Source organism: Rhodococcus sp. NPDC057529 (genome assembly GCF_042802055.1).
GTDB lineage: Bacteria > Actinomycetota > Actinomycetes > Mycobacteriales > Mycobacteriaceae > Rhodococcus_F.
The window spans coordinates 23,998-49,122 of record NZ_JBHVEY010000014.1 but is presented as its reverse complement, the minus strand read 5'-3'; the positions used below and the strand labels follow the sequence as shown (position 1 = coordinate 49,122).

Sequence of the window (25,125 nt, the reverse complement as noted above, 5' to 3'; positions counted from 1 at the left end):
GGATCAGCGCGACGTTGTGGATGAATCGTGGTTTTCGTCGGGCAGTGCGGGTTCCGAGCACAGCACGACGCCGATCGCGCCGACCCCGACATGGGCTCCGAGCACCGAGCTGAAATCGGTGACGACCAGATCGCTGACCTGCGGGATCCGGTCTTTCAGTTGCTGCGCCACCGCTTCGGCGCGCCGTGGGGTGCGCAAGTGATGCACAGCGACGGCCGTCCTGTCCAGACCCGCCAGTTCCACGGCCGCATCGACCATCCTGGCCATCGCCTTGGTCGAGGTCCGCGTCTTCTCCTTCAGCACCAGCCGGCCGTCCACGAGATGCAGCACCGGCTTCATCGCCAGTGCGGTGCCGAGCAGGGCGGCGGCGGTCCCGATCCGCCCTCCGCGGCGCAACTGGTCGAGCCGGTCGACGACGATCAGGCAACGCCCACGGCTCGCGACGTCGACCGCCCGCCGATAGGCCGTCTCGAGGTTCGCACCGGCCTGCGCCGCACGCGCCGCCTCGAGCACCGGGTACCCCAATCCCATTCCGGCCGACTGGGAGTCGACGATCCGCACGCGGCCGTCGAACTCCTGCGCCGCCTGGCGGCCCGCCTCCCACGTGCCGGACAGTTGCCGCGAGATGTGCACCGCGAGAACGCCGGCACCCTCACTCAGTTCCAGCGCTTCGGCGTAGGCCTCGGACAGTTCGCTCGGCGATGCGCCCGACGTGGTGACGCCGGCGAGGTCCTCGGGGACCTCGTCGATACCCTCCCGGAAGTCCTGGCCGCCACTGAGGACGTGGAGCGGGACCACTCGGATCCCGTACTGCTCGACGTGTTCGGGCAGGATCGATGCCGAAGAATCGGTGACGACGACGACGGGCATCGGACTACTCGGCTCCGCTCGGCACCGGGTCGGCCGGAACCGCGCACTCGGCGGAATCCGGCACGACGGCCGCCGCGCGGATCGCGGTCAGCATCGCCGCGGCCACCTCGGTGTGCCCGTCCCAGCCCCAGTGGATGCCGTCCGGATTTCCCTGATCGCTGAACACGTTGGCGCGCACCGCCTCCGCGAGGTCGACGAGCGGCACGTTCTTCTCCTCCGACCACGCGGTGATGGCGGCGACGGCACCGGGACGCCCCGCGTGGACCTTGCCGTAGGCCTCGCTGCGGTGCACCGACGGCAGAGTCCCGATGACGGGCAACTCGGGGCGCATGTACTCGAGCGCCGCGCGTGAGCTCTCCAGGTATTCGACACTCAGCCGCGGCGGCAGCGCCACCGGCCACCCCAGCGGGGCGAGCCGGGGCTGAAGCCACTGGTAGCCGCCCCGCACGACGCGCCGCAGCGCGGGCGGGCGGACGTAACGCAATTGTTCCCGCAACGCCGTCGGGAGCGGGGACGGCAGCGAATCCATGCCGCCGACGGCGAACACCACGGCGCCGGCGCGGGGAACCGCGGACCACACCCGTGGGTCCTGCGTCAGCGCCCACCACACGTCGCGGCTGGTCCAGCCGATCCGCGCCACCAACTCGACATCCCAGCCGAGTTGACGGGCAACGATATTGGGCCAGATGTCGGGGTGGTCGGACGGGAGCCCGCCCTTGGGTCCGTAGTACGACAGCGAATCGGCGAGCACGAGCAGGACGGGGCGTTCCCCGGAACCGGCACCCACCTCAGAGGACGTCACTGGCCACACTCGCGGAAGCGTTCCACACGTCGAGGCGCCAGCTGAGCGAATCGGGGTTCCCGTACGCGCTCAGCTGCACCCAGCTGGTGTTGCCCAGCCCGCCCAGCACCGGCCAGCGGTCCACGGGCAGATCCAGCAGGGCGGCGGTCAGTGCGGCGATCAATCCGCCGTGAGCGACCAGGACCACCGGCTTCTCGGCCCAGTCCTCGTGCTTCTCGACCAGCTCGGCGACCACCGGCTTGCTGCGCCGGGCGACGTCGATGCGACTCTCGCCGCCGGGCGGCGCCCACGTCGCGTCGCCGCGCCACACGGCGCGGGCGCCGGGTGCCCGCGCGTCGACGTCGAGGTGCGTGAGCCCCTGCCAGTCGCCGAGGTGCGTCTCCCGGAGGCGTTCGTCGATCTGCACCGGCAGACCGGCATTGTCGCCGACCTCGACGGCGGTGTCGTAGGCCCGCCGTAGATCGGAGGACACGATGGAGATGGGCCTGCGGCCGACGAGCGCGGTGGCGGCGGCGCGGGCCTGCGACCGCCCCAGCTCCGACAGTTCGGTGTCGAGCTGGCCCTGCATGCGGTTGTCGGCGTTGTACTCGGTCTGTCCGTGGCGGAGCAGTATCAGTCGCCGCGGGGCACGGGGAGCATCCGTCACAGCTCGGACTCCTCAGCATCGGCGGCGCCCGCACCGGCAGCCTCGGCGGCACCCGCACCGGCAGCCTCGGCGGCACCCGCACCGTTCGCGCCGGCCGGGCCGTGCTGGCCGATGCCCTCGACCGGCACGGCCGGGCAGTCCTTCCACAGCCGGTCGAGGGCGTAGAAGTTGCGTTCCTCGTTGTGCTGGACGTGGATGACGACGTCCACGAAATCGAGCAGTGCCCAACGGCCTTCGCGGGTGCCCTCGCGCCGCACCGGCTTGTGACCTGCCTCACGCAGCCGATCCTCGATGTTCTCGACGATCGCGTTCACCTGGCGCTCGTTGGGGGCGGAGGCGATGACGAAGCAGTCGGTGATGACCAGCTGCTCGGAAACATCGAGCACCACCACATCGGAGGCCAGCTTCTCGTCGGCAGCCACTGCCGCGATGCGTGCCATCTCGATGGCTTCGGTCGTTGCGCTCACGCGATGTTCTCCCAGTTCGTTCGGAAAGTGCTGTCTAACTCTTGGTCTTGTCCGGGGCCGGTTCGGACATCGTCGTCGCGCCGTCGAGGCGCTCGGAGTCCGGTGGCCGGTACAGGTTCCGTTTGGAGATGTACTGGACCACACCGTCCGGCACGAGGTACCACACAGGACGATGGCGGCTGGCGCGCCGCCGACATTCCGTCGAGGAGATCGCCAGAGCCGGAATCTCGATCAGCGTGACCGCGTCCTCCGGCAACGCATCCAGATGCCCGGCCAGATGTTCGGTGTTGAGATCGAATCCCGGACGCGACACCCCGACGAACTTCGCCAGCGAGAACAGTTCCTCCCAGTCCTGCCAGGACAGGATACTCGCCAGGGCGTCCGCACCGGTAATGAAGTACAGCTCGGCGTTCGGGTGGTAGCTGCGCAGATCCCGGAGGGTGTCGACGGTGTAGGTGACCTTCTCGCGGTCGACGTCGACCCGGCTGACCGAGAACCGCGGGTTCGACGCGGTGGCGATGACCGTCATCAGGTACCGGTCCTCGGCCGGGCTGACGCCCTTGCCCTGCTTCTGCCACGGCCTGCCGGTGGGAACGAAGACGACCTCGTCGAGGCTGAATCGGTCGGCCACCTCGCTGGCGGCCACCAGGTGACCGTGATGAATGGGGTCGAAGGTGCCGCCCATGACTCCCAGGCGGCGCCGACGCGCGCCCGTTGCTCCCTGTTCCACGAGTGTCGAGCTTACGTGCTCACACCGGCAGCAATCCGGCGACCACCGACGCCAGCTGCTGAGCGGATCGGCATTCGTGCATGCTGATGACCTCGTTGTACACCGTGGCCGCCGAGTCGCCCGATCCCCACTGACCGCGGGGCTCCGGGTTGAGCCAGTGCGCGTGCTTCGCCACCGACACCAGTCGGGCCAGTGCCTCCAGGTTCGGGTCGCGGTAGTTGTTGCGGCCGTCGCCGAGCACCAGCAGCGACGTGCGGGACGTGATGCTCTGGGTGAACCGCTCGGCGAACACCCCGAACGCGTTGCCGTAATCGGAGTGCCCGTCGTAGCCGACCAGGTCGGCTTCCCGGATCATCCGCGACATGGCGCTCCCGAGGTCGGCTCCCGCGTCGAAGAAGCGGGTGACCTCGTCGGTGGTGTCGATGAACGCGAACACCCGCACCCGGGAGAACTGTTCGCGCAGCGCGTGGACGAGCAGCAGCGTGAAGTGGCTGAATCCGGCGACCGAACCCGACACGTCGCACATCACGACGAGTTCGGGGCGCGCCCGGCGGGGTTTGCGCTGGACGAGGTCGATGGGCACGCCGCCCGTGGACATCGATTTGCGCAGGGTCCGGCGGAGGTCGATCGAACCGGCACTCGCCCTACTGCGCCGCACGGCCAGCCGGCTGGCGAGCAGCCGGGCCAGCGGGGTGACGTTGCGTTTCAGCGCGGTCAGCTCGGCGTCCGAGGCGCGCAGGAAGTCGACCTCCTCGGCCAGCCGGGGGACGCCGTACGACGCGACCCGTTCCTTGCCAAGGTTCTCGGCCGACCGGCGCCGCGTCTCCTTCTCGATCATCTTGCGGAAGTCGGCGATCCGCTGGGCGGCGGTGCGCTTGGCCACCTCGGATTCGTAACTGTCCGTCGTCCGGGCCCCGGTGTCCTGCTGATTGCCCAGGAGTCCGTCGAGGATCTTCTTCAGCAGGGTTTCCGGGGCGACGTCCCGCAGCGCCTGGTAGGCGGAGAACGACGGCCCGTTCGCCGACTGGTACTGCCCCAGTTCCTCGACCATCTGCGCGGTCAGCAACTCGGTGAGCTCGATCGCCTCCGGTGACCCGTCGGTGAGCAGGTCGACGATCAGCTCGCGCAGCGCCTCGTAGTCGATGTCACCCTTCGCGTTCCGCGGCAGGCTCGTGTCGATCGCCCCGGCCGCCCGGTTCCCGACGGCCGCCGGGAACCACAGTTCGAACAACGCGTCGAACGTGGGCCGGTGGGTGGGCCGCCGCAGCAGCGCACACGCCAGACCCTCCCGCAGGGATTCCCGGTCGAGCAGGTCGAGGACCGACATCACCTGCCCGGCGTCGACCGTCTCGGACGGTCCGACCGTGATCCCGCGCCGCCGCAGCGCTTCGACGAAGTCGACGAGATGCCCCGGCAGCCCGTGTGGCGCCGCGGGACCGCCCGGCTTCGACCGGGACGCGAGGGGACCACCAGCAGCCATGGCGAAGCCCTTCAGTTCAGTCGCAGCTCGGCAGCGGCCCGCAGCTGGTCGGATTGGTGTTTGAGAACGACACCCAGCGTCGCGCGCACGGCGTCGTCGTCGAGGGTGTCGAGCCCGAGCGCCAGGAGGGTGCGACCCCAGTCGATGGTCTCGGCCACCGACGGCAGCTTCTTCAGCTGCATGCCGCGCAGCACGCGGATCGTCTTGACCAGTTGCTCGGCCACCGCCTCGGGCAGTTCCGGCACCCGGCTCGCGAGGATCCTCCGCTCGAGTTCGGCGTCGGGGAAGTCGAGGTGCAGGAACAGGCAGCGGCGCTTGAGCGCCTCCGACAGTTCGCGGGTGGCGTTCGAGGTGAGGACGACGAACGGCTTGCGCGTGGCGGTGATGGTGCCCAGTTCGGGGACGGTGACCGCGAAATCGCTGAGCACCTCGAGGAGCAGGCCCTCGATCTCGACGTCGGCCTTGTCGGTCTCGTCGATCAGCAGCACCGTCGGGTCCTCGCGCCGGATGGCGGTCAGCAGCGGCCGCGACAGCAGGAACTCCTCGGAGAACACGTCCGCCTTGGTGGCGTCCCAGCTGTGGTCGCTGCCCGCCTGGATCCGCAGGATCTGCTTCGCGTGATTCCACTCGTACAGGGCGCGGGCCTCGTCGACGCCCTCGTAGCACTGCAGGCGCACCAGTTCGGCGCCGGTGGTCTCGGCGACGGCGCGGGCGAGTTCGGTCTTGCCGACGCCGGCGGGCCCCTCGATGAGCAGGGGTTTTCCGAGCCGGTCGGCGAGGAACACCGCGGTCGCGGTGCCCTTGTCGGACAGATACCCGGTTTCGGCGAGCCGAGCGGTGACGTCGTCGACACTGGCGAAGAACGGCGTCGTGGTGGGCAGTGCGCGATCCACGCTCGCTCCTTTCGGAAGGGGGGGACGGGCAGAGTGGGCTCGACGGAAGGATGTCCGGCGGTCTAGACCGGGCGGGTGTGCCCGTCTCCCCACACGATCCACTTGGTGGACGTCAGTTCGGGAAGCCCCATCGGGCCGCGCGCGTGCAGTTTCTGCGTGGAGATCCCGATCTCGGCGCCGAATCCGAACTGCTCGCCGTCGGTGAAGGCGGTAGAGGCGTTGACCATGACGGCGGCGGCGTCGACGCGGGCGGTGAACTCGCGGGCGGCCGCGAGGTCGGACGTCACGATGGCCTCGGTGTGACCGGTGCCGTACCGGTCGATGTGCTCGACCGCGGCGTTCAGGTCGCCGACCACCTTGAGCGCCACGTCGAGGGTGAGGTACTCCTCGGACCAGTCCGACTCCGTCGCGGGCACCAGCCCGGGCAGGTCGCCGTGCACGGTCACACTGTGCGTCTGCAGGGCCTGCAGCAGCTTCGGCACCGCCGTCTCGGCGATCGCGGCGTCGACCAGCACGGTCTCCGCCGTGTTGCAGACACTCGGCCGCCGCGTCTTGGAATTGAGCAGGATCCGTTCGGCCATCTCCAGGTCGGCCGCCGTGTGAACGTAGACGTGGCAGTTGCCGACGCCCGTCTCGATCGTCGGGACGGTCGCGTCGCGCACCACGGCGCTGATCAGGCCGGCGCCGCCGCGGGGGATCACGACATCCACCAGTCCGCGGGCCTGGATCAGGTGCGTCACGCTGGAGCGGTCCTCGCTCGGCAGCAACTGCACGGCGTCCTCCGGCAGCTGTTGCGCCGCCAGCGCCGCCCGCAGCGCCACGACCAGCGCCGCATTCGACTTCGCCGCGGACGAGGAGCCGCGCAGCAGCGCCGCGTTGCCCGACTTCAGGGCCAGTCCGAACGCGTCGACGGTGACGTTGGGCCTGGCCTCGTACACCATCCCCACCACGCCGAGCGGAACCCGCAGCTGACGCAGTTCGAGTCCGTTCGAGAGCGTGGAGCCGCGCACCACCTCACCGACCGGGTCGGGCAGACCGGCCACCTGACGCAGGCCGGACGCGATCCCCTCGATCCGCTCCGCGGTCAGCCGCAGCCGGTCGAGCAGGGAGTCCTCGGTGCCCGACGCCTTGGCCGCCTCGATGTCGGCGGCGTTGGCGGCGAGGATGTCGGTGGATGCGGCAAGCACGGCGTCGGCCGCCGCGTGGAGCGCCGCATCCTTCTGTGCGGTGGTGAGCAGCGCGAGGACCCGCGACGCGGTGCGGGCACGACGGGCCGCTGCGTGGACGGCTTCACGGGTATCCACCGTGGCACCGGCCGACGAGGTGGAAGTCACTGCAGTCATGAACACAGCCTATATACAGCGCTGGACACCCCGCGGAGCGGGAAGGGCGGGAATGATTTCGTCCCCTGGACGGGTTGCGACTGGTCGAGACCATCAGAGGTAGGAGTGCTGCAGTGAGCGTGTTGTTCGAACCCGTCACCTTCCGTGGAGTCACCGTCCCCAACCGGGTGTGGATGGCGCCGATGTGCCAGTACTCGGCCGACGTGACCGGCAGCGACGTGGGGGTGCCGAACGACTGGCACCGGACGCACCTCGTGACGCGGGCCATCGGCGGTGCAGGCCTGATCCTCACCGAGGCGACGGCGGTCAGCCCGGAGGGTCGCATCAGCCCGGCCGACCTCGGCATCTGGAACGACACCCAGACCGAGGCCTTCGCGCAGATCAACGCCCAGCTCGAGTACTTCGGCGCGGTTCCCGGCATCCAGCTCGGGCACGCCGGGCGCAAGGGGTCCGCGCACGTCCCGTGGCGCGGCGGGGGGAGCCTCGCCGACGACGACCGGCTGTCGTGGCGGACGGTGGCACCGAGCGCGATCGGTTTCGGCGACCACACCCCGCCCGCGGCGGCGACGACCGAGGACATCCGGAAGGTGGTCGCGGATTTCGCCGCCGCCGCCGAACGGGCATCGCGCGCCGGCTTCAAGGTGGTGGAAGTCCATGCGGCACACGGCTATCTGCTGCACGAGTTCCTGTCCCCGGTCAGCAATCGCCGCACGGACGAGTACGGCGGCAGCTTCGCGGGCCGCATTCGTCTCCTGTTGGAGGTCGTCGAGGCGGTGCGCGGCGTGTGGCCGGCCGAACTGGCGGTCTTCGTCCGGGTGTCGGCCACCGACTGGTTGTCCGAGGAGCCCGGGCTCGACGCGGACAGCTGGACCCCGGACCAGACCGTCGCCCTCGTGCAGGCGCTCGCCGATCTGGGCGTCGACCTCGTCGACGTCTCCAGCGGCGGTGTCGCGTCCGCGCGGATCCCGGTCGGCCCCGGCTACCAGGTTCCGTTCGCCCGTCGCATCCAGAACGAGACTCTGCTCCCGGCCGCCGCGGTGGGGCTCATCACCGAGCCGGAGCAGGCCGAGCGGATCGTGGAGTCGGGAGAGGCCGTCGCTGTGTTCCTCGGACGGGAACTGCTGCGCGACCCGTACTGGCCGCGAAAAGCGGCACGCACATTGAATGCCCAGGTGACGCCGCAGATTCCGGCGCAGTACGCCCGCGCGTTCTGAGTCTCGGGCCGACAAGCCCCCGCATCCTTTGCTACGGTAATCGCTCTTACAGCTGGTAGTCCCGCACCCCCGACGGTGGGGCGGGACCGACCCACGAGCCAGAGCCGATCGGCGGGGGCCGCATCGCGCCGAAGGGCCGTGGGTTGCCGAACCCGACCAGCAATCGCCGTGCGGGCGACGAAAAGATGCGTGCATCAGGTACGTGCCCCGTGCGGGTGATAACTGCGCTGGGGAGCGCACGACATGAATGCACCAGATCACTCGATCACGTCGGCCGAGGTGGCCGAATCACCTGATGTCACGGTCACCGACGAGGCCTCCGTCACACGCGCCGTCAAGGCGACGATGCTCGGTAACGCCATGGAGTGGTTCGACTTCGGCGTGTACGCCTACCTGGCGACCACGATCGGCAAGGTCTTCTTTCCCGAGGCCAGCGGCACCGCACAGCTACTGTCGACGTTCGCGATCTTCGCTGCGGCCTTCATCGTCCGCCCCCTCGGTGGACTGTTCTTCGGTCCGCTCGGCGACCGGATCGGCCGCAAGAAGGTGCTCGCCACCACGATCATCCTGATGGCGGGCAGTACGTTCGCCATCGGCCTGATCCCGAGTTACGGATCCATCGGGCTCGCGGCACCGATCCTGCTGGTGCTGTTCCGGCTCGTGCAGGGATTCTCCACGGGCGGCGAGTACGGCGGCGCGAGCACGTTCGTCGCCGAGTACGCACCGGACAAACGCCGCGGGTTCTTCGCGAGCTTCCTCGAATTCGGCACCCTCGCCGGGTATGTCGCGGCCGCGGGGCTGGTCACCGTCATCAGCACCGTGGTGAGCGCCGACGCCCTGATCGACTGGGCGTGGCGGATTCCGTTCCTGCTCGCCGGACCGTTGGGCCTGATCGGCCTGTACCTGCGGCTGCGGCTGGAGGAGACGCCCGCGTTCCAGCAGATGGAGCAGGCCGAACAGCGTTCGCTCGCAGACGAATCCACGGGACGCAAACTGCGCGAGACGCTGGTGGACAACTGGCGTCCGCTGGTGCTGTGCGTGATCCTGGTCGCCACCTACAACATCGCGCACTACGGTCTGCTCAGCTACATGCCGACGTACCTGTCGAACACACTCGGCTACGACGAATCGCACGGTCTCGTCCTCATGATCATCGTGATGCTCATCATGATGGTGGCGATCAGTTTCGTCGGAAAGCTGTCCGACCGCGTCGGTCGTAAACCGTTGCTGCTGGCCGGTTTCGTCGGCTTCTTCGCGTTGTCGCTGCCGGCGTACCTGCTGATCGGGGTGGGCCACTACTTCACCGTCTTCCTGGGCCTCGCGATCCTCGGTGGCCTGCTGCTGCTGTTCGTCGGCGTGTTCCCGTCGGTCCTTCCCGCACTGTTCCCCACCGGGATCCGCTACGGCGGCCTGGCGATCGGATACAACCTCGCGGTGTCGATATTCGGTGGCACCACTCCCCTGGTGCTCACGGCACTGCAGGACGCGACGGGCAGCGACCTCGTCGCGCCGATGTACATGATGGCCGCGGCGGTCGTCGGCGGGATCGCGGTGCTGCTCATCTCGGAGACCGCCCGCAAGCCCCTCGAGGGTTCGCCGCCCGCCGTGTCCACGGACGCGGAGGCCCGGCGCATTCTGAAGCGCCTCCGCCGCACGGGCGACGCATCCGCTGCGCCCGCACAGGAGACGGCGCCCGCCGACGCGGGCTAGTCTCGGGATATGTCCGCTCCCAGGGTCGCCGTGGTCGGCAGCGTCAACATGGATCTACTGACGGCGACCGAGCGGTTGCCCGGGCCCGGGGAGACGATCCTGGGAAGCGCCTTCGCTGCCACCCCGGGCGGCAAGGGTGCCAACCAGGCGATCGCCGCGGCGCGGGCGGGCGGGGCCGTGACGTTCGTCGGGGCGGTCGGCTCCGATGTGTTCGCCCTCGACCTGCGGCAGGCCCTCGTCGACGCCGAGGTCGACACCCGGTATCTGCGGGAGGTCGACGGGCCGAGCGGGATCGCGGCGATCACCGTCGACGCCGCAGGCGAGAACAGCATCGTCGTGGTCCCCGGCGCCAACAGCACCGTCGTGGACCTGACTCCCGCCGAGCTCGCGGCGGTCGCGGACGCCGACGTCCTGCTGTGCCAACTCGAGATACCTCTGGGCACCGTGGTGGCCGCGGCGGCGCACGCCGCGGCCCACGGCACCGTCGTGATGGTGAATGCGTCACCGGCGCAGCCACTTCCGCCCGAGCTCGTGGAGCTGATCGACGTGCTGCTGGTGAACCGGACCGAGGCCGGGCAACTCGGCGCCGCCGTCACCGGCGCCGTCTCCCACGTCGTCACCACGCTGGGATCGTCGGGCGCGGACTACGCGGGCCGCGACGGCACCACTCTCCACGCCGACTCCCCGGCGGTCGAGGTGGTCGACACGACCGGCGCGGGCGACGCCTTCGCGGGCGCCCTCGGCGTGGCGTGGCGCGACGGCCCCGAGACCGCCGTCCCGTTCGCGTGCACGGCGGGCGCGCTCGCGACCACCCGCCGTGGCGCGTCCACGTCGTCGCCCACCCTCGCCGAGATCGAGGCGGCCCTTCCCGGCTGAGTGCCCCGCACCTGCCTGGATCGTCCGTGTCACCCCGGTCGTGCACCATGGGGGCATGACGACCGCCACCGAACCCGCACTCCGTGACGAGGCCGAACGGCTGCTCCGCGAGCTGGCAGGCGAGCACGCCACCCTCCGCGACGACCAGTGGACGGCCATCGAGGCGCTCGTGGTGGGGCGCAGACGGGCCCTCGTCGTCCAGCGCACGGGCTGGGGCAAGTCGGCGGTGTACTTCATCGCGGCGAAGCTCCTGCGGGCACACGGGCACGGTCCGACGGTCATCGTGTCGCCGCTGCTGGCGCTGATGCGGAACCAGGTGGCCTCCGCCGAGCGCGCCGGGGTGCGCGCCGCCACCATCAACTCCGGGAACGTCACCGAGTGGGACGACATCCACACCAGGGTCGCGGACAACGAACTCGACGTGCTGCTCGTCAGCCCCGAGCGTCTCAACAACCCCGACTTCCGCGACCAGGTGCTGCCCTCACTCGCAGCCGACGCCGGTCTCGTCGTCGTCGACGAGGCACACTGCGTGTCGGACTGGGGTCACGACTTCCGCCCCGACTACCGGCGGATCCGCACGCTGATCGCCGAGCTGGGCGAGGGCATCCCCGTGCTGGCCACCACGGCCACGGCGAACGATCGCGTCGTCTCCGACGTCTCCACGCAGCTCGGGGTGGGTGGCGCGGAGACCCTCGTCCTGCGCGGCGGCCTCGAACGCGAGTCGCTGCACCTGTCGGTCGTGCAGATTCCGGAGGCCACCGCCCGGGCCGCGTGGCTCGCCCAGAAGCTCGACACCCTGCCCGGCTCGGGCATCATCTACGCGCTCACCGTGTCGGCGGCCCGGGACCTGGCGAGCCTGCTGTCCGAGCGGGGGCACACGGTCGCCGCATACACCGGGCAGACCGACGCCGCCGAGCGCGAGACCCTCGAGCAGGACCTGCTCGGCAACCGCGTCAAGGCGCTGGTGGCCACGTCCGCGCTCGGGATGGGATTCGACAAGCCCGACCTGGGGTTCGTCGTGCACCTCGGTGCGCCGTCGTCGCCGATTTCCTACTACCAGCAGGTGGGGCGTGCAGGCCGGTCCACCGACCGCGCCGAGGTGATCCTGCTGCCCGGATCCGAGGACAAGCAGATCTGGAGCTATTTCGCGTCCGTCGCGTTCCCCCGCGAGCACGTGGTGCGCCGGGTGATCGAGGTCCTCGACACCGACCGGCCGCAGTCCACGCAGGCGCTCGAACCACTCGTGGAGCTCGGCCGCACCCGGCTGGAGATGGTGCTGAAGGTCCTGGACGTGGACGGCGCCGTGCGCCGGGTACGAGGCGGCTGGGTGGGCACCGGGGAGCCCTGGACGTACGACGCCGACCGGTACGAGCGTCTCGAGCGTGCCCGCGAATCCGAGCAGCAGGCGATGATCGAGTACCAGCGGATCACCACGTGCCGGATGGCGTTCCTGCGCGAACAGCTCGACGACCCGGGCCTGGCGGCGGGCACGTCCGACTGCGGCCGGTGCGACAACTGCACCGGAGAGCGCCACGACGCGACCGTCGACGCCGAGGCGGTGCAACAGACCCGAGCGCGCCTCGAGCGCCCAGGCGTGGATCTGGCGCCCCGCAAACAGTGGCCCACGGGCCTCGCGAAGCTCGGCGTGACGCTGTCCGGGAAGATCTCCGACGGTCCCGAACCGGGTCGCGTCCTGGGCCGGCTGTCCGATCTGGGCTGGGGCCAGCGCCTGCGCTCCCTGCTCGACGAACCGGACGGCCCGGCGCCCGACGCGGTGCTGAAGGCCTGCATCCAGGTACTGGCGTCCTGGGACTGGGCCGAGCGGCCCACGGCGGTGATGGCGGTCGAATCGGCCACCCACCCGCTTCTGTCGGCGTCGGTTGCGGGGCAGCTGGCGGCGGTGGGCCGCCTCACCGACCTGGGGGTTCTGCGACTACGCCCCGAGCACCCGCCGGTGTCCGCGGCCAACTCCGCCTACCGGGTGGCCGGGCTCGTCGATGCCTGGGAGTCCCCCGGCGTCCCCGAGGGCACCGGTCCGGTGCTGCTCGTCGACACCCTCACGGACACCGGATGGACCCTCACGATGGCCGCCCGAACGCTCCGCTCCGCGGGTGCGACATCGGTCCTCCCCTTCGCGCTCGCGAGTCTCAAATAGGCGAAGTGTGTCGCTTGCGGTTCACCCAAAAGTTACATAATGTGATGAGCATCACTTTGCACGTCTCACCTGCAAAGCTCTGCCGCCTGAACTGTCCAATTTCGCGAGGCACGTGAAATCGAAGGGGATGGTTGTTAGGTTCGAATTTCCAATGACGCCTGTTCAGAAGAGTGCCATCCCGACCACCGCGCCGGACGCGGTGTTGTTCAGAAGTCCAGAGATCACTGACGGAGTCCGGCTCTGGGAGATCGCCAGGAACACGGAAGTGCTCGATCTCAATTCGAGCTACGCATACCTGTTGTGGTGTAGAGATTTCAGCCGATCGTCGGTCGTCGCAGTTGTCGACGAGCGCGTCGTGGGATTCGTCTCGGGCTTCATCCGCCCAGAATCCCCTGCGACGCTGTTCGTCTGGCAGGTTGCCGTAGACGCCGACCAGCGCGGCAAGGGAATTGCAGGTCGCATGCTGAGCGCGCTGCTCGATCGCCTTGCACCCGAAGGGATTACCCATCTCGAAACGACGATCAGCCCCGACAACGAGGCTTCGATCGCGCTGTTCACAGCATTGGCGCGTCGCCGAGATACGGCGATCAACAAGCAGGAACTGTTCTCCCCTAACGATTTTCCCGATGGACACGAAGCCGAAGATCTGTACACGATCGGCTAAGAGCATGCCCCGGAGGAATGCAGCAACATGACTAATTTCGATACCAACATTTTCGAGAGCCTCGAGTCCGAGGTTCGCAGCTACAGCCGCGGCTGGCCCGCCGTCTTCGAGTCGGCGTCCGGATCGTGGATCCGTGACGAGAACGGCCGCGACTACCTCGACTTCTTCGCCGGCGCAGGTTCGCTGAACTACGGCCACAACAACCCCGTCCTGAAGTCGGCGCTCGTCGACTACATCGTCGGCGACGGCATCACGCACGGTCTCGACATGTCCACCGTGGCCAAACGCGACCTGCTCGAGACCTTCCAGGACAAGATCTTGAAACCGCGAGGTCTCGACTACAAGGTCCAGTTCCCCGGACCCACCGGTACCAACACGGTCGAGGCCGCGCTGAAACTGGCGCGCAAGGTGACGGGTCGTTCGTCGATCATCAACTTCACCAACGCCTTCCACGGCATGACGCTCGGCGCCCTGTCGGTCACCGGTAACTCGATGAAGCGCGCCGGCGCCGGCATCCCTCTGGTGCACGCCACCCCGATGCCGTTCGACAACTACTTCGACGGAGTCACCGAGGACTTCCACTGGTTCTCCCGCGTGCTCGACGACTCGGGCAGTGGCCTGAACCGTCCTGCCGCCGTGATCGTCGAGACGGTCCAGGGTGAGGGTGGCGTCAACGTCGCCCGCCCCGAGTGGCTGCGCGCCCTCGCGGACCTGTGCGCCGAGCGCGACATCCTGCTGATCGTCGACGACGTCCAGATGGGCTGCGGACGCACCGGGCCGTTCTTCTCCTTCGAGATCGCCGGCATCACCCCGGACATCGTCTGCCTGTCGAAGTCCATCGGCGGGTACGGCCTCCCGATGGCGCTGACCCTGTTCAAGCGTGAGCTGGACGTGTGGGGCCCGGGTGAGCACAACGGCACGTTCCGCGGCAACAACCCGTCGTTCGTCACGTCGAAGGTCGCCCTGGACCACTACTGGTCCGACGACACCCTGCACAAGTCGACGCTGGCCAAGGGCGAGAAGATCCACCAGGCGTTCACCGAGTTGGCGAACCAGTTCGAGGGTTCCGTGTCCACCCGCGGCCGCGGGCTCGTCCAGGGCCTCGTGTTCGAGGAGCCGGAGCACGCGGGCAAGGTCTGCAAGCTCGCGTTCGACGAGGGACTGCTCGCGGAGACGTCCGGACCGTCCGACGAGGTGGTCAAACTCCTGCCGGCGCTCACCATCACCGACGAGGAACTGGACCACGGCCTGGCGATTCTCGCCGACGCCACCGGCAAGGTCTGCAGCTAGAGAGAGGACTGACACCCATGATCGTTCGCACCACCGCAGAAATCACCGACACCGAGCGCGACATCACCAGCGAGGACGGCAACTGGCGCAGCAAGCGCATCATCCTCGGCGGCGACAAAGTGGGCTTCTCGTTCCACGAGACCACGATCAAGGCGGGCTCGGTCAACGAGTTCCACTACGCCAACCACGTCGAGGCCGTCTGGCTCGTCGAGGGAACCGGCAAATTGATCGACCTCGACAACGACACGGTCTACGAACTCGGTCCCGGTTCGATGTACCTGCTCAACGGTCACGAGCGTCACCGTGTCGAGCCCGAGACCGAAATGCGGATGCTGTGCGTGTTCAACCCGCCCGTCACCGGCCGTGAGGTCCACGACGAAAACGGTGTCTACCCCTTGATCGAGGTTCCCGCGTAAGTTCGACCCCATGGCCGACGACGCTGCTGTTCCAGCTATAGCCATCGGACCCGCCCCGGACCCGCTCCTCGAGGATGCGGTGCGCCGGGGCGGTGCCCGTGTGGCACCCCTCGAGTCCGCGGACGCCCTGGTCTGGACCACCGGTCCGATCGGGTTCCCGGACCCGCTTCCCGAGAACATCCGCTGGGTGCAGCTGAACTCCGCGGGTGTCGAGGAATGGTTCGCCGCGAAGGTGATCAGACCCGACTCCACCGTGCTGTGGACGTCGGCGGCGGGCGCGTTCGCCGCGACGGTCGCCGAGCACGCGCTGACGCTGCTGCTGGCCGGGGTGCGGGCGCTGCCCGAGCACCTCGAGGCGAAGACCTGGCGCCAGCACGAGTTCTTCTCGAAGGTCGGCACCCTGCGCGGCACCACGGTCGCGATCGTGGGCGCCGGCGGAATCGGCCGGGCGCTGATCCCGATGCTCGCGGGCGTCGGCGCCGACGTCATCGCGGTGAATCGTTCCGGCAGCCCGGTGCCGGGCGCGATCGAGACGCTTCCCACCACCCGCCTGGGCGAGGTGTGGGCCCGGGCGGACCACTTCGTGCTCGGGGCTCCCGCCACCGACGCCACCCATCATCTGGTCGGGGCGGCGGAGTTCGCGCAGATGAAGCCGACCGCGTGGGTGATCAACGTCGCGCGCGGCTCACTCGTCCACACCAACGCACTGGTGAAAGCGCTGCGGGACAACACGATCGGCGGTGCGGGACTCGACGTCACCGATCCCGAACCGCTCCCCGACGGTCACCCGCTGTGGAATCTGCCGAACGTGATCATCACCCCGCACGATTCCAACCCGCCTGCCGTCCGCCCCCCGGCGTTCGCCGAGCACGTGGCGCTGAACGTCACCCGCTTCGTCGCGGGTGAGCATCTCACCGCTCTGATCGATCCCGTGGTCGGGTACTGAACCGGCGCTATTCTGGAGAGCGTGTTCGCCCCACTGATCGACGTACTCGGGGGCCGGCGCCTGTGTGTGATCACCGGTGCCGGCATCTCCACGGATTCCGGGATCCCCGACTATCGCGGTCCGGATTCGCCCCCGCGCACTCCCATGACGTATCAGCAGTTCACCGGTGACCCCGATTTCCGCCGCCACTACTGGGCGCGGAACCACCTCGGCTGGCGGCACATGGACGCCGCCCGGCCCAACACCGGCCATCGCGCCCTGGCGGCGCTCGAACGGGCCGGTGTCGCATGTGCGGTCGTCACCCAGAACGTCGACCTTCTGCACACGAAGGCCGGCAGTCGCCGGGTGATCGACCTGCACGGCACGTACGCCCAGGTCCGGTGCCTGGCGTGCAATGCACTGATCTCGCGGGCCACGCTCGCCGACCGGCTCGAGCGTGCGAACCCGGGTTTCGCCGAAACCGTCGCCGCCGCACAGGGAGTGGAGATCGCACCGGACGCCGACGCGGTCGTCACCAGCACCGAGCATTTCCGGATGGTCGACTGCGAGGCATGCGGCGGCATGCTCAAACCCGACATCGTGTACTTCGGCGAGTCCGTCCCGAAACCGCGGGTCGCGGCCGCCTACGACGTGGTCGACGAGGCCGAGGCACTGCTGGTGGCCGGGTCGTCGCTCACTGTCATGTCGGGACTGCGGTTCGTCCGGCACGCCGCCAAACGCGGAATCCCCATCGCGATCGTCAACCGGGGCGCGACGCGCGGCGACGAGTTCGCCACCCTCACCGTGCACGCCGGCTGCTCGGAAGCCCTCACCGCGCTGCTCGACGCGTCGTCCGCGCTACCCGCCTGACCGTCAGAGCGGCACCAGGTCGTCGGCGTGGACCACGGGCCGCTGCATCTCGGCAGGCAGTTCCTGGGTCGACTTGCCGAGGATGTCGCTGATCTCCGCCGAGTCGTACGCCACCACTCCCCTGGCCACGGGACGTTCCTCGGGGCCGAGGAGTGACACGACGTCGCCGCCGTAGAACCGTCCCGAAACCGCCGTGATGCCCGCAGGCAGCAGTGACCGCCGCCGGGTGACGACGGCGCGGACTGCCCCCTCGTCGATGTGCAGGACCCCCTGCTCGTCCGCGGCGTGCCGCACCCAGAACTTACGCGCCGACAACCGGGACGGCCGGGCCGCGAACGCGGTCCCCACACTGGCGTCCCGCAGCGCCGCCCCCGCGTCCGAGGCCGCCGCGAGCAGCACCGGCACACCGGCGTCGGCGGCGAGGCGCGCCGCGGACAGCTTGGACGCCATCCCTCCGGTACCGAGGGCGCCGCCCGAGCCCGCGACCACCCCGTCCAGATCCTCGGGGCTGTTCACCTCGGGGATCAGCGTCGCATTGCCCTTGCGCGGGTCGCCGTCGTACAGCCCGTCGACATCCGACAGCAACACGAGTGCGTCGGCGCCGACCAGGTGCGCGACGAGTGCCGCGAGCCGGTCGTTGTCACCGAACCGCAGCTCCGCGGTGGCGACGGTGTCGTTCTCGTTGACGATCGCGACCGCGTGCAGGGCGCGCAGACGGTCGAGGGTGCGCTGCGCGTTGCGGTGCTGCGCTCGGCGGGCGATGTCGTCCGCAGTGAGCAGCACCTGCCCCACCGTGCGCCCGTACCGGGCGAACGAGGTGCCCCAGGCGTGGGCGAGCGCCAGTTGGCCGACACTCGCCGCGGCCTGCTTCGTCGCCAGGTCCCGTGGCCGCTTCGTCAGCCCCAACGGGGCCAGGCCGGCGCCCACGGCGCCGGAGGAGACGACGACGACGTCGGAACCGGCACGCATCCGTGCCTCGATCGCGTCGGCCAGCGCGTCGAGCCGACCGACGTCGAGCCCGCCGACCAGACTGGTCAGCGCGGACGAGCCGATCTTCACGACGATGCTGCCCGCCGACGCGACCGTGCGCCGGGTGGCGCTCACTGGTCTTCGGGGTCGAGGCCTTCGAGACCGCGACGGACCCTGGATGCGTGCTTGCGTTCGGTCGCGCCGATGCGCTCCACCTGATCCAGACGCGGGTCGGTGCCGCGGCCGGTGCGGGTGAGATCGACGCCGGCCGGTGTCTGGGGCTCCCAGTCGAAGCTCACGTTGCCGATCGTGACGGACGCACCGGGCTCCGCACCCTGCTTGACGAGTTCGGTTTCCACACCGAGCCGCGCAAGTCGGTCGGCGAGGTAGCCCACGGCCTCGTCGTTGTCGAACTGCGTCTGCCGCACCCAGCGCTCCGGCCGCGTGCCGCGGACGATGAACCCACCGGGGATCTCGGGGTCGGCGACGACGCTGAAGCTGTTCTCGTTGGCGATCACCGGGCGGATCACCTGCCGCTTCGGCGCGGCCTTCGGGTGCGCCTCACGGTAATCCGCCACCAGCTTCGCCAGCGCGAACGTCAACGGGCGCAATCCCTCTCGGCTGACCGCCGAGATGGTGAAGACAGGCCACCCGCGGGCCTCGAGGTCGGGGGTGACCATCTCGGCCAACTCGGCCGCCTCCGGCACGTCGGCCTTGTTCAGGATCACGATGCGGGGCCGGTCCGCGAGGTCACCGAGCCCGGCGTCGCCGGACAGCGCACCCTTGTACGCGGCGAGTTCCGCCTCGAGCGCATCGATGTCCGAGACCGGGTCGCGGCCGGGGTCGAGCGTCGCACAGTCGACGACGTGGGCCAGCACGGCGCACCGTTCGAGGTGGCGCAGGAAGTCCAGGCCCAGTCCGCGGCCGTCGCTCGCGCCGGGGATCAAACCGGGCACGTCGGCCACCGTGAACGTGGTGTCGCCGCTCGACACGACGCCGAGGTTCGGCACGAGGGTCGTGAACGGATAGTCGGCGATCTTCGGTTTTGCGGCCGACAGCACGGACACCAGCGAGGACTTGCCCGCCGACGGGAATCCGACCAGCCCGACATCGGCGACGGACTTCAGTTCGAGGACCAGTTCGCGCTCGACGCCGTCCTCACCGAGGAGGGCGAAACCCGGCGCCTTGCGCGCCTTCGACGAGAGGGCAGCGTTGCCGAGCCCGCCGCGGCCGCCCTGGGCGGCCTCGAAGCGGGTGCCGGCACCGATGAGGTCGGCGAGGATACGGCCGTCCTCGTCGAGGACGACAGTGCCGTCGGGGACCTTCAGGATCAGGTCGTCGCCCTGGGCGCCGTCGCGGTTGCTTCCCATCCCCTGCTTGCCGTTGGTGGCCTTCGCGTGGGGGTGGAAATGGAAGTCGAGGAGGGTGTGGACGTTGCCGTCCACCTCGAGCACGACGTCACCGCCACGCCCGCCGTTGCCGCCGTCCGGGCCACCGAGCGGTTTGAACTTCTCCCGGTGTACGGAGGCGCAGCCATTGCCGCCTTTTCCGGCGCTGACGTGCAGCACGACGCGGTCAATGAATCGGGACATGACTGCCGGATCCTTCCTCAGTCAATTGTGTTGATCTCACTCTGAAACAAACAATAGGGGCGGACCGGGTATCTCGACCCAGGTCCGCCCCTATTGGGAGCTTGAAACGTCCCTCACGGGACGATGCATACTCGCGGCAGGACTAGACCTCTGCCGCCGCCGGAACGATGTTCACGGTCTTGCGTCCGCGCTTGGTGCCGAACTCGACGGCACCGGCGGAGAGTGCGAAGAGCGTGTCGTCGCCGCCACGACCGACATTGACGCCGGGGTGGAAGTGGGTTCCGCGCTGACGCACCAGGATCTCGCCGGCGCTGACGGACTGGCCGCCGAAACGCTTCACGCCGAGTCGCTGAGCATTTGAATCGCGACCGTTACGGGAGCTGGATGCACCCTTCTTATGTGCCATGTTCTTGACCCTCCTCGGGTGAAATCAGCTCTGAAGCTCTAGCTACTTGATGCCGGTGACCTTGAGGACCGTCAGCTTCTGCCTGTGGCCCTGACGCTTGTGGTAGCCGGTCTTGTTCTTGAACTTGTGGATCCGGATCTTCGGGCCCTTGGTGTGCTCGACGACCTCACCCGTGACCGAGATCTTGGCCAGCTTGTCGGCGTCGGTCGTCAGATCGGATCCGTCGACGACGAGAACGGGAGCAAGCGAGACAGCAGTGCCGGGCTCACCCTCGATCTTCTCGACCTTGACGAGGTCGCCAACAGCGACCTTGTACTGCTTTCCGCCGGTCTTGACGATCGCGTACGTTGCCATCGGAGGGCTACCCCTTGCTTCTTCGAACTTGCTCGCGCCACAGTGTGCGCGACTGGTCTGGTGTGACGGCTAGCTCGGTCGAGATCGCGCAGCCTTCACAGGTGAGGGCACAGCTGACCTTCATCGCCGAGTAGCGACTGGTCAAGGTTACAGGAAGGCAACCGTTCCGTACAAACCGGCGACGATTGCCTTCCCGCGTTCCCTCGTCAGTGGTCGGCGTCGACCGGCGGGCCCGCCGGACGTGCCGCGGCCCGCCTGCGCCGCGGCTTACGCGGCGCCGCCTGCGGATCCGTGCCGTCCGGCGAGGACGCCGCCGGTCCGCTCACGGTCGAAGCCGACATGGCCGGTTCCGGTTCCGGGGCGTGCTCCGGCGTCGGAATCACGAACACGGTCCCGGCGCTCGGGGTTTCGGACACCGGCGCCGCCGCTGCCCTCGACACCCGGCGACTTCTGCGCCGCGTCGGGGCCACCGGCTCCGGTGCGGGCTCGGGTTCCGGTGTGGGCTCGGGTGCGCGCTCCACGGCCGGTTCCGGGGTCTCGGCGACCGGGGCGGCTTCGGCCGGTGCGGCTTCGACGACGGGCGCCTCGGCCACAGCGTCCCCGGCTTCCTCGACGACGGCTACCTCGGCCTCGGGTGCCACGACGGCTTCCGCGGCCACCGCTGCAGGTGCCTCGGCCACGGCTTCCTCGATCCCGGGCAGGTCCGCCTTGTCCGCGGCCTGCGTCCCGGCGGGCTCAGTTCCGGCCTCATCCGCCGCCCGAGTCTCGGGCTTCACCGGCTCGGCAGCCGCGGCCGCATGGGCCGCCTCCTCCTCGTGATGGTGGTGTGCCATCGCGAGAGCGACCGGATGAGCGCGCTTGACGGTGGCGTCCACCGTCGGGGTCTCCTCGTGCGCGGGAGCCTGCGGGGTGTCCCCGCCGGACGACTTGTCGCGGCCCCGCTTCTTGCGCGAGCCCCCGGAGTCGCCGCCGCGGGACGACCCGCGTGCACCGGTGTCCTCGGAGGTCTTCACCTCGATCGGCTCGGCGTGGACGATGATGCCGCGGCCGTGGCAGTGCTCACACGTCGTGGAAAACGCCTCGACCAGGCCCGTGCCCAGCTTCTTCCGGGTCATCTGCACGAGCCCGAGGGACGTGACCTCGGACACCTGGTGGCGGGTGCGATCGCGGCCCAGGGCCTCGGTCAGACGTCGCAGCACCAGGTCGCGGTTCGACTCGAGCACCATGTCGATGAAGTCGACGACGATCATGCCGCCGATGTCCCGCAGGCGCATCTGCCGGACGATTTCCTCGGCAGCCTCGAGGTTGTTCCGGGTGACGGTCTCCTCGAGGTTTCCGCCGGCGCCGGTGAACTTGCCGGTGTTGACGTCGACCACGGTCATGGCCTCGGTGCGGTCGATCACGAGCGTGCCGCCGGACGGCAACCAGACCTTGCGGTCGAGCGCCTTCGCCAGCTGCTCGTCGATGCGGTGCGCCTCGAAGACGTCGACACCGTTGTCCGACGTGTGCTGCTTCAGCCTCGGCATGAGGTCGGGCGCGACCGACTTGATGTACGACTCGACCGTCGACCAGGCCTTCTCGCCCTCGATCACGAGCTTGGAGAAGTCCTCGTTGAACAGGTCGCGGATGACCTTCACGAGAAGGTCGGGCTCCTCGTAGAGGGCCTGCGGGTTACCGGACTTGCCGGACTCCGCCTTCGCAGCCTGAGCCTCGATCCCGGCCCACTGCTCCTGCAGACGCGTCACGTCGCGGGCGAGTTCCTCCTCGCTGACACCTTCCGACGCGGTCCGGATGATGACTCCGGCGTCCGAAGGCACGATGTCGCGCAGGATGTCCTTGAGGCGCTTGCGTTCCGTGTCGGGCAGCTTGCGGCTGATCCCGGTGGACGTGCCGCCCGGCACGTACACGAGGAACCGGCCCGCGAGGCTGATCTGCGTGGTCAACCGCGCACCCTTGTGCCCGACCGGGTCCTTGCTGACCTGGACCAGCACCTGGTCGCCGGGCTTGAGCGCCTGCTCGATCTTGCGCGAGTTGCCACCGAGCCCGGCGGCCTCCCAGTTCACCTCGCCGGCGTACAGCACGCCGTTGCGGCCGCGGCCGATGTCGATGAACGCCGCCTCCATGCTGGGCAGCACGTTCTGGACGCGTCCGAGATACACGTTGCCGACCATCGAGGCCGACGCCGACGTGGTCACGAAATGCTCCACGAGGACGCCGTCCTCCAGCACGGCCACCTGCGTCGTCGCGTGCGGTTGCCCGGTGGCCACGCGGTCGCGCACGACCATGACGCGGTCGACGGCCTCGCGGCGTGCCAGGAACTCCGATTCCGTGAGGATCGGCGGCCGGCGGCGACCGGCATCGCGGCCGTCGCGGCGACGCTGACGCTTCGCCTCGAGCCGCGTCGAACCGGTGATGCCCTGGACCTCGTCCTTCGAGCGGCTCTTGTTGCGAGGCTCACGTTCGTGCACGACGGTGTTCGGCGGGTCGTCCTCGGACGTGGCGTCTCCCGCGCCCTCGCCACCGGACTTGCGGCGACGACGACGGCGGCGGCGACGGCTCGAACCGTCGGAGTCGCCCTCACCGGTCTCTTCGTCTCCGGATTCCGCCTCCGCCTGCTCGGCGTCCGCGGGCTTCTCCTCGGACTCCTTCTTCGGCGTCTCTTCCGGCTCCCGACTCGGTGTCTCCGCACCCTTGTCCGTGACCTTGTCTTCGCGCGCGGACTCCTCGGCCTCGGCGCCCTCGGTGTCGGTGTCCTGCTCGTTCGGCTGCTCGCCCCGCCCGCGGCCACGGCCGCGACGGCCGCGACGGCGACGCCTCGGCTGATCGCCGTCGACGTCCGACTCGTCCGACTCGGTGTCGGCGGTTCCGGTGTCCGTGGCCTTCGCGGGCTCGGCGACCTCCTCGCGCGACTCGGCGACGGGCGGCTGCTCGGTGGTGGGTTCCGGCGTTCCGGCATCCCGGCGACTGCGCCGTCGACGCGGCGGCGTCTCGACCGCCGCGAGGTCGGGCTGCAGGAAGAGCGGCACCTGGGAGACGGCGGGAGTCTCGGCGGGCTCCTCGGCAGCGGGCGCCTCGGCCGGGTAGGCGGCCGTGGTGAACAGGTCGTGCCCGAGGTCGGGTTCGGAAACCGCGGCCTCCTCGGCGACGGGTTCCGGGGCCTGCTCGACGGGGGCTTCCGGTGCCGCAGCCTGCTCGGCGGGGGCTTCCACGGCGGGGGCTTCCGGTGCCGCAGCCTGCTCGGCGGGGGCTTCCTCGGCGGGGGCTTCCTCGGCGGGGGCTTCCTCGGCGGAAGCCTCCGGCGCGACCTCGGCGGGTGCCTCGGCAGGAGCGGTCTCCGCAGCGGTGAATCCGGCGTACACCCGCTCGGCGACGTCGCGTTGCAGGCTCGACTGCGCGCTGCGCAGTTCCAATCCGAGGGCCGCGGCCTCGGCGAGAACCTGCTTGCTCGTCACGCCCAGCAACTTCGCGAGGGCGTGAACACGAATCTTCTCCGGAAGAGCGGGAACCGCGCTTCCGGCGGTGGCCGTATCGTTCGGCTCTGAATTTGTGGGCGGCGCTTGATCGGCCACGTAGTCTCCTCAGCCCCCGGGCGCGTCCACTCCCTGTCTGGGAATGTCACGCGGCCACGCGAGGGCGCAGTATGTGTACTCGCGCCCCAGATGTGAGCGCGAGATTGTCTGGTCTCGCTCCACACAGCGCGTGCAGTGTCCGTTTTCACTGCACACCCGTGTAGTGCCTTGCGGATGGCCGTGGTCCGCGGTGCGAGCGCCTGATCATCCAGCGTGCCGATACGCCCAGGTATTTCCTGTTGACGCAGGGGCAGCGATGAAGGGCATCGAGCCGTGGTGTCATCCGGTCGAAGCCACGTGGTGCACAAATTGCGGTCCGACCACCCTCAGTATCCCACACGTGTGCCGCGGTCCGTGCCAGCGGCGCACGTATCGTTCTGGAACATGTTCCGTTCGCGATGGCGCCGCCGGCCCGGAGGGCAGGTCGGTGGATCGAGGGGTGGGTGGAGAGGGGTGTTTCAGTTGGCGGCGAGCTGCGGGAACCAGAGTGCGATCTCGCGCTCGGCCGACTCGACCGAGTCGGAGCCGTGGACGAGGTTCTCCTGGGCTTCGAGCCCGAAATCACCGCGAATCGTGCCCGGAACAGCCTTCTCGACCGGGTCGGTGCCGCCGGCGAGCTGACGGAACGCCGCGATCGCCCGGGGGCCTTCGAGGACGGCCGCGACGAGCGGGCCGCCCGTGATGAATTCCAGCAGGCCGGGGTAGAACGGGCGGCCTTCGTGCTCGGCGTAGTGGGCGGCGGCGATGTCGCCGGGAGCGGTGCGCAGCTCGAGCGCGGAGATCGTCAGACCCTTCCGCTCGATACGACCGAGGATTTCTCCTACATATCCGCGGGCAACGGCATCGGGCTTGATCAGTACAAGGGTGCGCTCAGTCACGGCGCA

23 protein-coding genes are annotated in these 25,125 nt (G+C 69.3%); 9 read left to right on the top strand and 14 right to left on the bottom strand.

All coding sequences use genetic code 11. The features are described from left to right. Positions 1-3: 3 nt before the first annotated feature. From ACFU5V_RS26005 to ACFU5V_RS25970, 8 genes are all read right to left on the bottom strand, one after another. Entirely contained in the window at positions 4-870 is an 867-nt protein-coding gene (locus ACFU5V_RS26005) for a DegV family protein (RefSeq protein ID WP_378433971.1), read from the bottom strand. Between the two features lie 4 nt (positions 871-874). Beyond that, positions 875-1,672, bottom strand: a complete 798-nt coding sequence (gene octT / locus ACFU5V_RS26000; RefSeq protein ID WP_378433972.1) for a diglucosylglycerate octanoyltransferase — start codon at positions 1,670-1,672, stop codon at positions 875-877. Continuing rightward, a complete protein-coding gene (locus tag ACFU5V_RS25995; protein ID WP_378433973.1) occupies positions 1,659-2,318 on the bottom strand; it encodes a histidine phosphatase family protein in 660 nt (219 codons plus the stop codon). Before ACFU5V_RS25995 ends, octT begins: the two co-directional genes overlap by 14 nt. Beyond that, positions 2,315-2,785 (bottom strand): ribosome silencing factor, encoded by a 471-nt coding sequence (gene rsfS, locus ACFU5V_RS25990; RefSeq protein WP_378433974.1) that lies wholly within the window; start codon positions 2,783-2,785, stop codon positions 2,315-2,317. Before rsfS ends, ACFU5V_RS25995 begins: the two co-directional genes overlap by 4 nt. Positions 2,786-2,819: 34 nt before the next feature. Then, a complete protein-coding gene (gene nadD / locus ACFU5V_RS25985) occupies positions 2,820-3,515 on the bottom strand; it encodes a nicotinate-nucleotide adenylyltransferase (RefSeq protein WP_124391220.1) in 696 nt (231 codons plus the stop codon). Between the two features lie 19 nt (positions 3,516-3,534). Further along, a complete protein-coding gene (locus ACFU5V_RS25980; RefSeq protein ID WP_378702923.1) occupies positions 3,535-4,995 on the bottom strand; it encodes a VWA domain-containing protein in 1,461 nt (486 codons plus the stop codon). A gap of 11 nt (positions 4,996-5,006) precedes the next feature. Beyond that, on the bottom strand, positions 5,007-5,888 hold the full coding sequence (locus ACFU5V_RS25975; RefSeq protein WP_378702922.1) for an AAA family ATPase: 882 nt from the start codon (positions 5,886-5,888) through the stop codon (positions 5,007-5,009). Positions 5,889-5,950: 62 nt separating this feature from the next. Further along, complete coding sequence (locus tag ACFU5V_RS25970) at positions 5,951-7,231, bottom strand: glutamate-5-semialdehyde dehydrogenase (protein WP_378702921.1); 1,281 nt, start codon at positions 7,229-7,231, stop codon at positions 5,951-5,953. 113 nt (positions 7,232-7,344) lie between these two features. Here ACFU5V_RS25970 and ACFU5V_RS25965 point away from each other — a divergent pair, with 113 nt between their 5' ends. From ACFU5V_RS25965 to ACFU5V_RS25925, 9 genes are all read left to right on the top strand, one after another. Further along, positions 7,345-8,445 carry an NADH:flavin oxidoreductase/NADH oxidase gene (locus tag ACFU5V_RS25965; RefSeq protein ID WP_378702920.1) on the top strand — a complete coding sequence of 367 codons (1,101 nt, stop codon included), beginning with the start codon at positions 7,345-7,347 and terminating at the stop codon, positions 8,443-8,445. A gap of 243 nt (positions 8,446-8,688) precedes the next feature. Next, positions 8,689-10,155, top strand: coding sequence for an MFS transporter (locus tag ACFU5V_RS25960; protein WP_378702919.1), 1,467 nt, complete (start codon positions 8,689-8,691; stop codon positions 10,153-10,155). A 9-nt stretch (positions 10,156-10,164) separates the two neighbouring features. Then, positions 10,165-11,031, top strand: a complete 867-nt coding sequence (locus tag ACFU5V_RS25955; RefSeq protein WP_378702918.1) for a ribokinase — start codon at positions 10,165-10,167, stop codon at positions 11,029-11,031. 55 nt (positions 11,032-11,086) lie between these two features. After that, positions 11,087-13,186 (top strand): RecQ family ATP-dependent DNA helicase, encoded by a 2,100-nt coding sequence (locus ACFU5V_RS25950; protein ID WP_378702917.1) that lies wholly within the window; start codon positions 11,087-11,089, stop codon positions 13,184-13,186. Between the two features lie 151 nt (positions 13,187-13,337). Continuing rightward, positions 13,338-13,850, top strand: coding sequence for a diaminobutyrate acetyltransferase (ectA, locus tag ACFU5V_RS25945; RefSeq protein ID WP_009474013.1), 513 nt, complete (start codon positions 13,338-13,340; stop codon positions 13,848-13,850). A 27-nt stretch (positions 13,851-13,877) separates the two neighbouring features. Then, on the top strand, positions 13,878-15,140 hold the full coding sequence (gene ectB / locus ACFU5V_RS25940) for a diaminobutyrate--2-oxoglutarate transaminase (protein ID WP_160102521.1): 1,263 nt from the start codon (positions 13,878-13,880) through the stop codon (positions 15,138-15,140). Between the two features lie 17 nt (positions 15,141-15,157). Further along, the gene (locus ACFU5V_RS25935) at positions 15,158-15,556 is read left to right on the top strand and encodes an ectoine synthase (RefSeq protein WP_378436995.1); all 399 of its coding nucleotides are present in this window, start codon (positions 15,158-15,160) and stop codon (positions 15,554-15,556) included. A 10-nt stretch (positions 15,557-15,566) separates the two neighbouring features. Next, a complete protein-coding gene (locus ACFU5V_RS25930; RefSeq protein WP_378436997.1) occupies positions 15,567-16,502 on the top strand; it encodes a D-isomer specific 2-hydroxyacid dehydrogenase family protein in 936 nt (311 codons plus the stop codon). Positions 16,503-16,523: 21 nt separating this feature from the next. After that, a complete protein-coding gene (locus ACFU5V_RS25925) occupies positions 16,524-17,351 on the top strand; it encodes an NAD-dependent protein deacetylase (protein WP_378437002.1) in 828 nt (275 codons plus the stop codon). Positions 17,352-17,354: 3 nt separating this feature from the next. Here ACFU5V_RS25925 and proB read toward each other — a convergent pair whose 3' ends face one another. The 6 genes from proB to ndk form a co-directional block, all read right to left on the bottom strand. Beyond that, entirely contained in the window at positions 17,355-18,455 is a 1,101-nt protein-coding gene (gene proB / locus ACFU5V_RS25920; protein ID WP_378437004.1) for a glutamate 5-kinase, read from the bottom strand. After that, positions 18,452-19,912: a GTPase ObgE gene (gene obgE / locus ACFU5V_RS25915; protein WP_378702916.1), complete on the bottom strand. Its 1,461-nt coding sequence runs from the start codon at positions 19,910-19,912 to the stop codon at positions 18,452-18,454. The genes proB and obgE overlap by 4 nt, the downstream gene beginning before the upstream one ends. 142 nt (positions 19,913-20,054) lie before the next feature. Then, on the bottom strand, positions 20,055-20,318 hold the full coding sequence (gene rpmA, locus ACFU5V_RS25910; RefSeq protein ID WP_012688267.1) for a 50S ribosomal protein L27: 264 nt from the start codon (positions 20,316-20,318) through the stop codon (positions 20,055-20,057). Positions 20,319-20,360: 42 nt separating this feature from the next. Next, positions 20,361-20,672, bottom strand: a complete 312-nt coding sequence (gene rplU / locus ACFU5V_RS25905) for a 50S ribosomal protein L21 (protein ID WP_005248081.1) — start codon at positions 20,670-20,672, stop codon at positions 20,361-20,363. Between the two features lie 206 nt (positions 20,673-20,878). Next, on the bottom strand, positions 20,879-24,241 hold the full coding sequence (locus tag ACFU5V_RS25900; protein WP_378702915.1) for a translation initiation factor IF-2 N-terminal domain-containing protein: 3,363 nt from the start codon (positions 24,239-24,241) through the stop codon (positions 20,879-20,881). A gap of 458 nt (positions 24,242-24,699) precedes the next feature. Beyond that, on the bottom strand, positions 24,700-25,119 hold the full coding sequence (ndk, locus tag ACFU5V_RS25895) for a nucleoside-diphosphate kinase (protein WP_087559506.1): 420 nt from the start codon (positions 25,117-25,119) through the stop codon (positions 24,700-24,702). Positions 25,120-25,125 lie beyond the last annotated feature (6 nt).

Coding starts and splice junctions, on each gene's coding strand:
- ACFU5V_RS26005 (WP_378433971.1), bottom strand. CDS start 870: ATGCCCGTCGTCGTCGTCACCGATTCTTCGGCATCGATCCTGCCCGAA.
- ACFU5V_RS25980 (WP_378702923.1), bottom strand. CDS start 4,995: ATGGCTGCTGGTGGTCCCCTCGCGTCCCGGTCGAAGCCGGGCGGTCCC.
- ACFU5V_RS25970 (WP_378702921.1), bottom strand. CDS start 7,231: ATGACTGCAGTGACTTCCACCTCGTCGGCCGGTGCCACGGTGGATACC.
- ACFU5V_RS25960 (WP_378702919.1), top strand. CDS start 8,689: ATGAATGCACCAGATCACTCGATCACGTCGGCCGAGGTGGCCGAATCA.
- ACFU5V_RS25955 (WP_378702918.1), top strand. CDS start 10,165: ATGTCCGCTCCCAGGGTCGCCGTGGTCGGCAGCGTCAACATGGATCTA.
- ACFU5V_RS25950 (WP_378702917.1), top strand. CDS start 11,087: ATGACGACCGCCACCGAACCCGCACTCCGTGACGAGGCCGAACGGCTG.
- ectA (WP_009474013.1), top strand. CDS start 13,338: ATGACGCCTGTTCAGAAGAGTGCCATCCCGACCACCGCGCCGGACGCG.
- ectB (WP_160102521.1), top strand. CDS start 13,878: ATGACTAATTTCGATACCAACATTTTCGAGAGCCTCGAGTCCGAGGTT.
- ACFU5V_RS25935 (WP_378436995.1), top strand. CDS start 15,158: ATGATCGTTCGCACCACCGCAGAAATCACCGACACCGAGCGCGACATC.
- ACFU5V_RS25930 (WP_378436997.1), top strand. CDS start 15,567: ATGGCCGACGACGCTGCTGTTCCAGCTATAGCCATCGGACCCGCCCCG.
- obgE (WP_378702916.1), bottom strand. CDS start 19,912: ATGTCCCGATTCATTGACCGCGTCGTGCTGCACGTCAGCGCCGGAAAA.
- rpmA (WP_012688267.1), bottom strand. CDS start 20,318: ATGGCACATAAGAAGGGTGCATCCAGCTCCCGTAACGGTCGCGATTCA.
- rplU (WP_005248081.1), bottom strand. CDS start 20,672: ATGGCAACGTACGCGATCGTCAAGACCGGCGGAAAGCAGTACAAGGTC.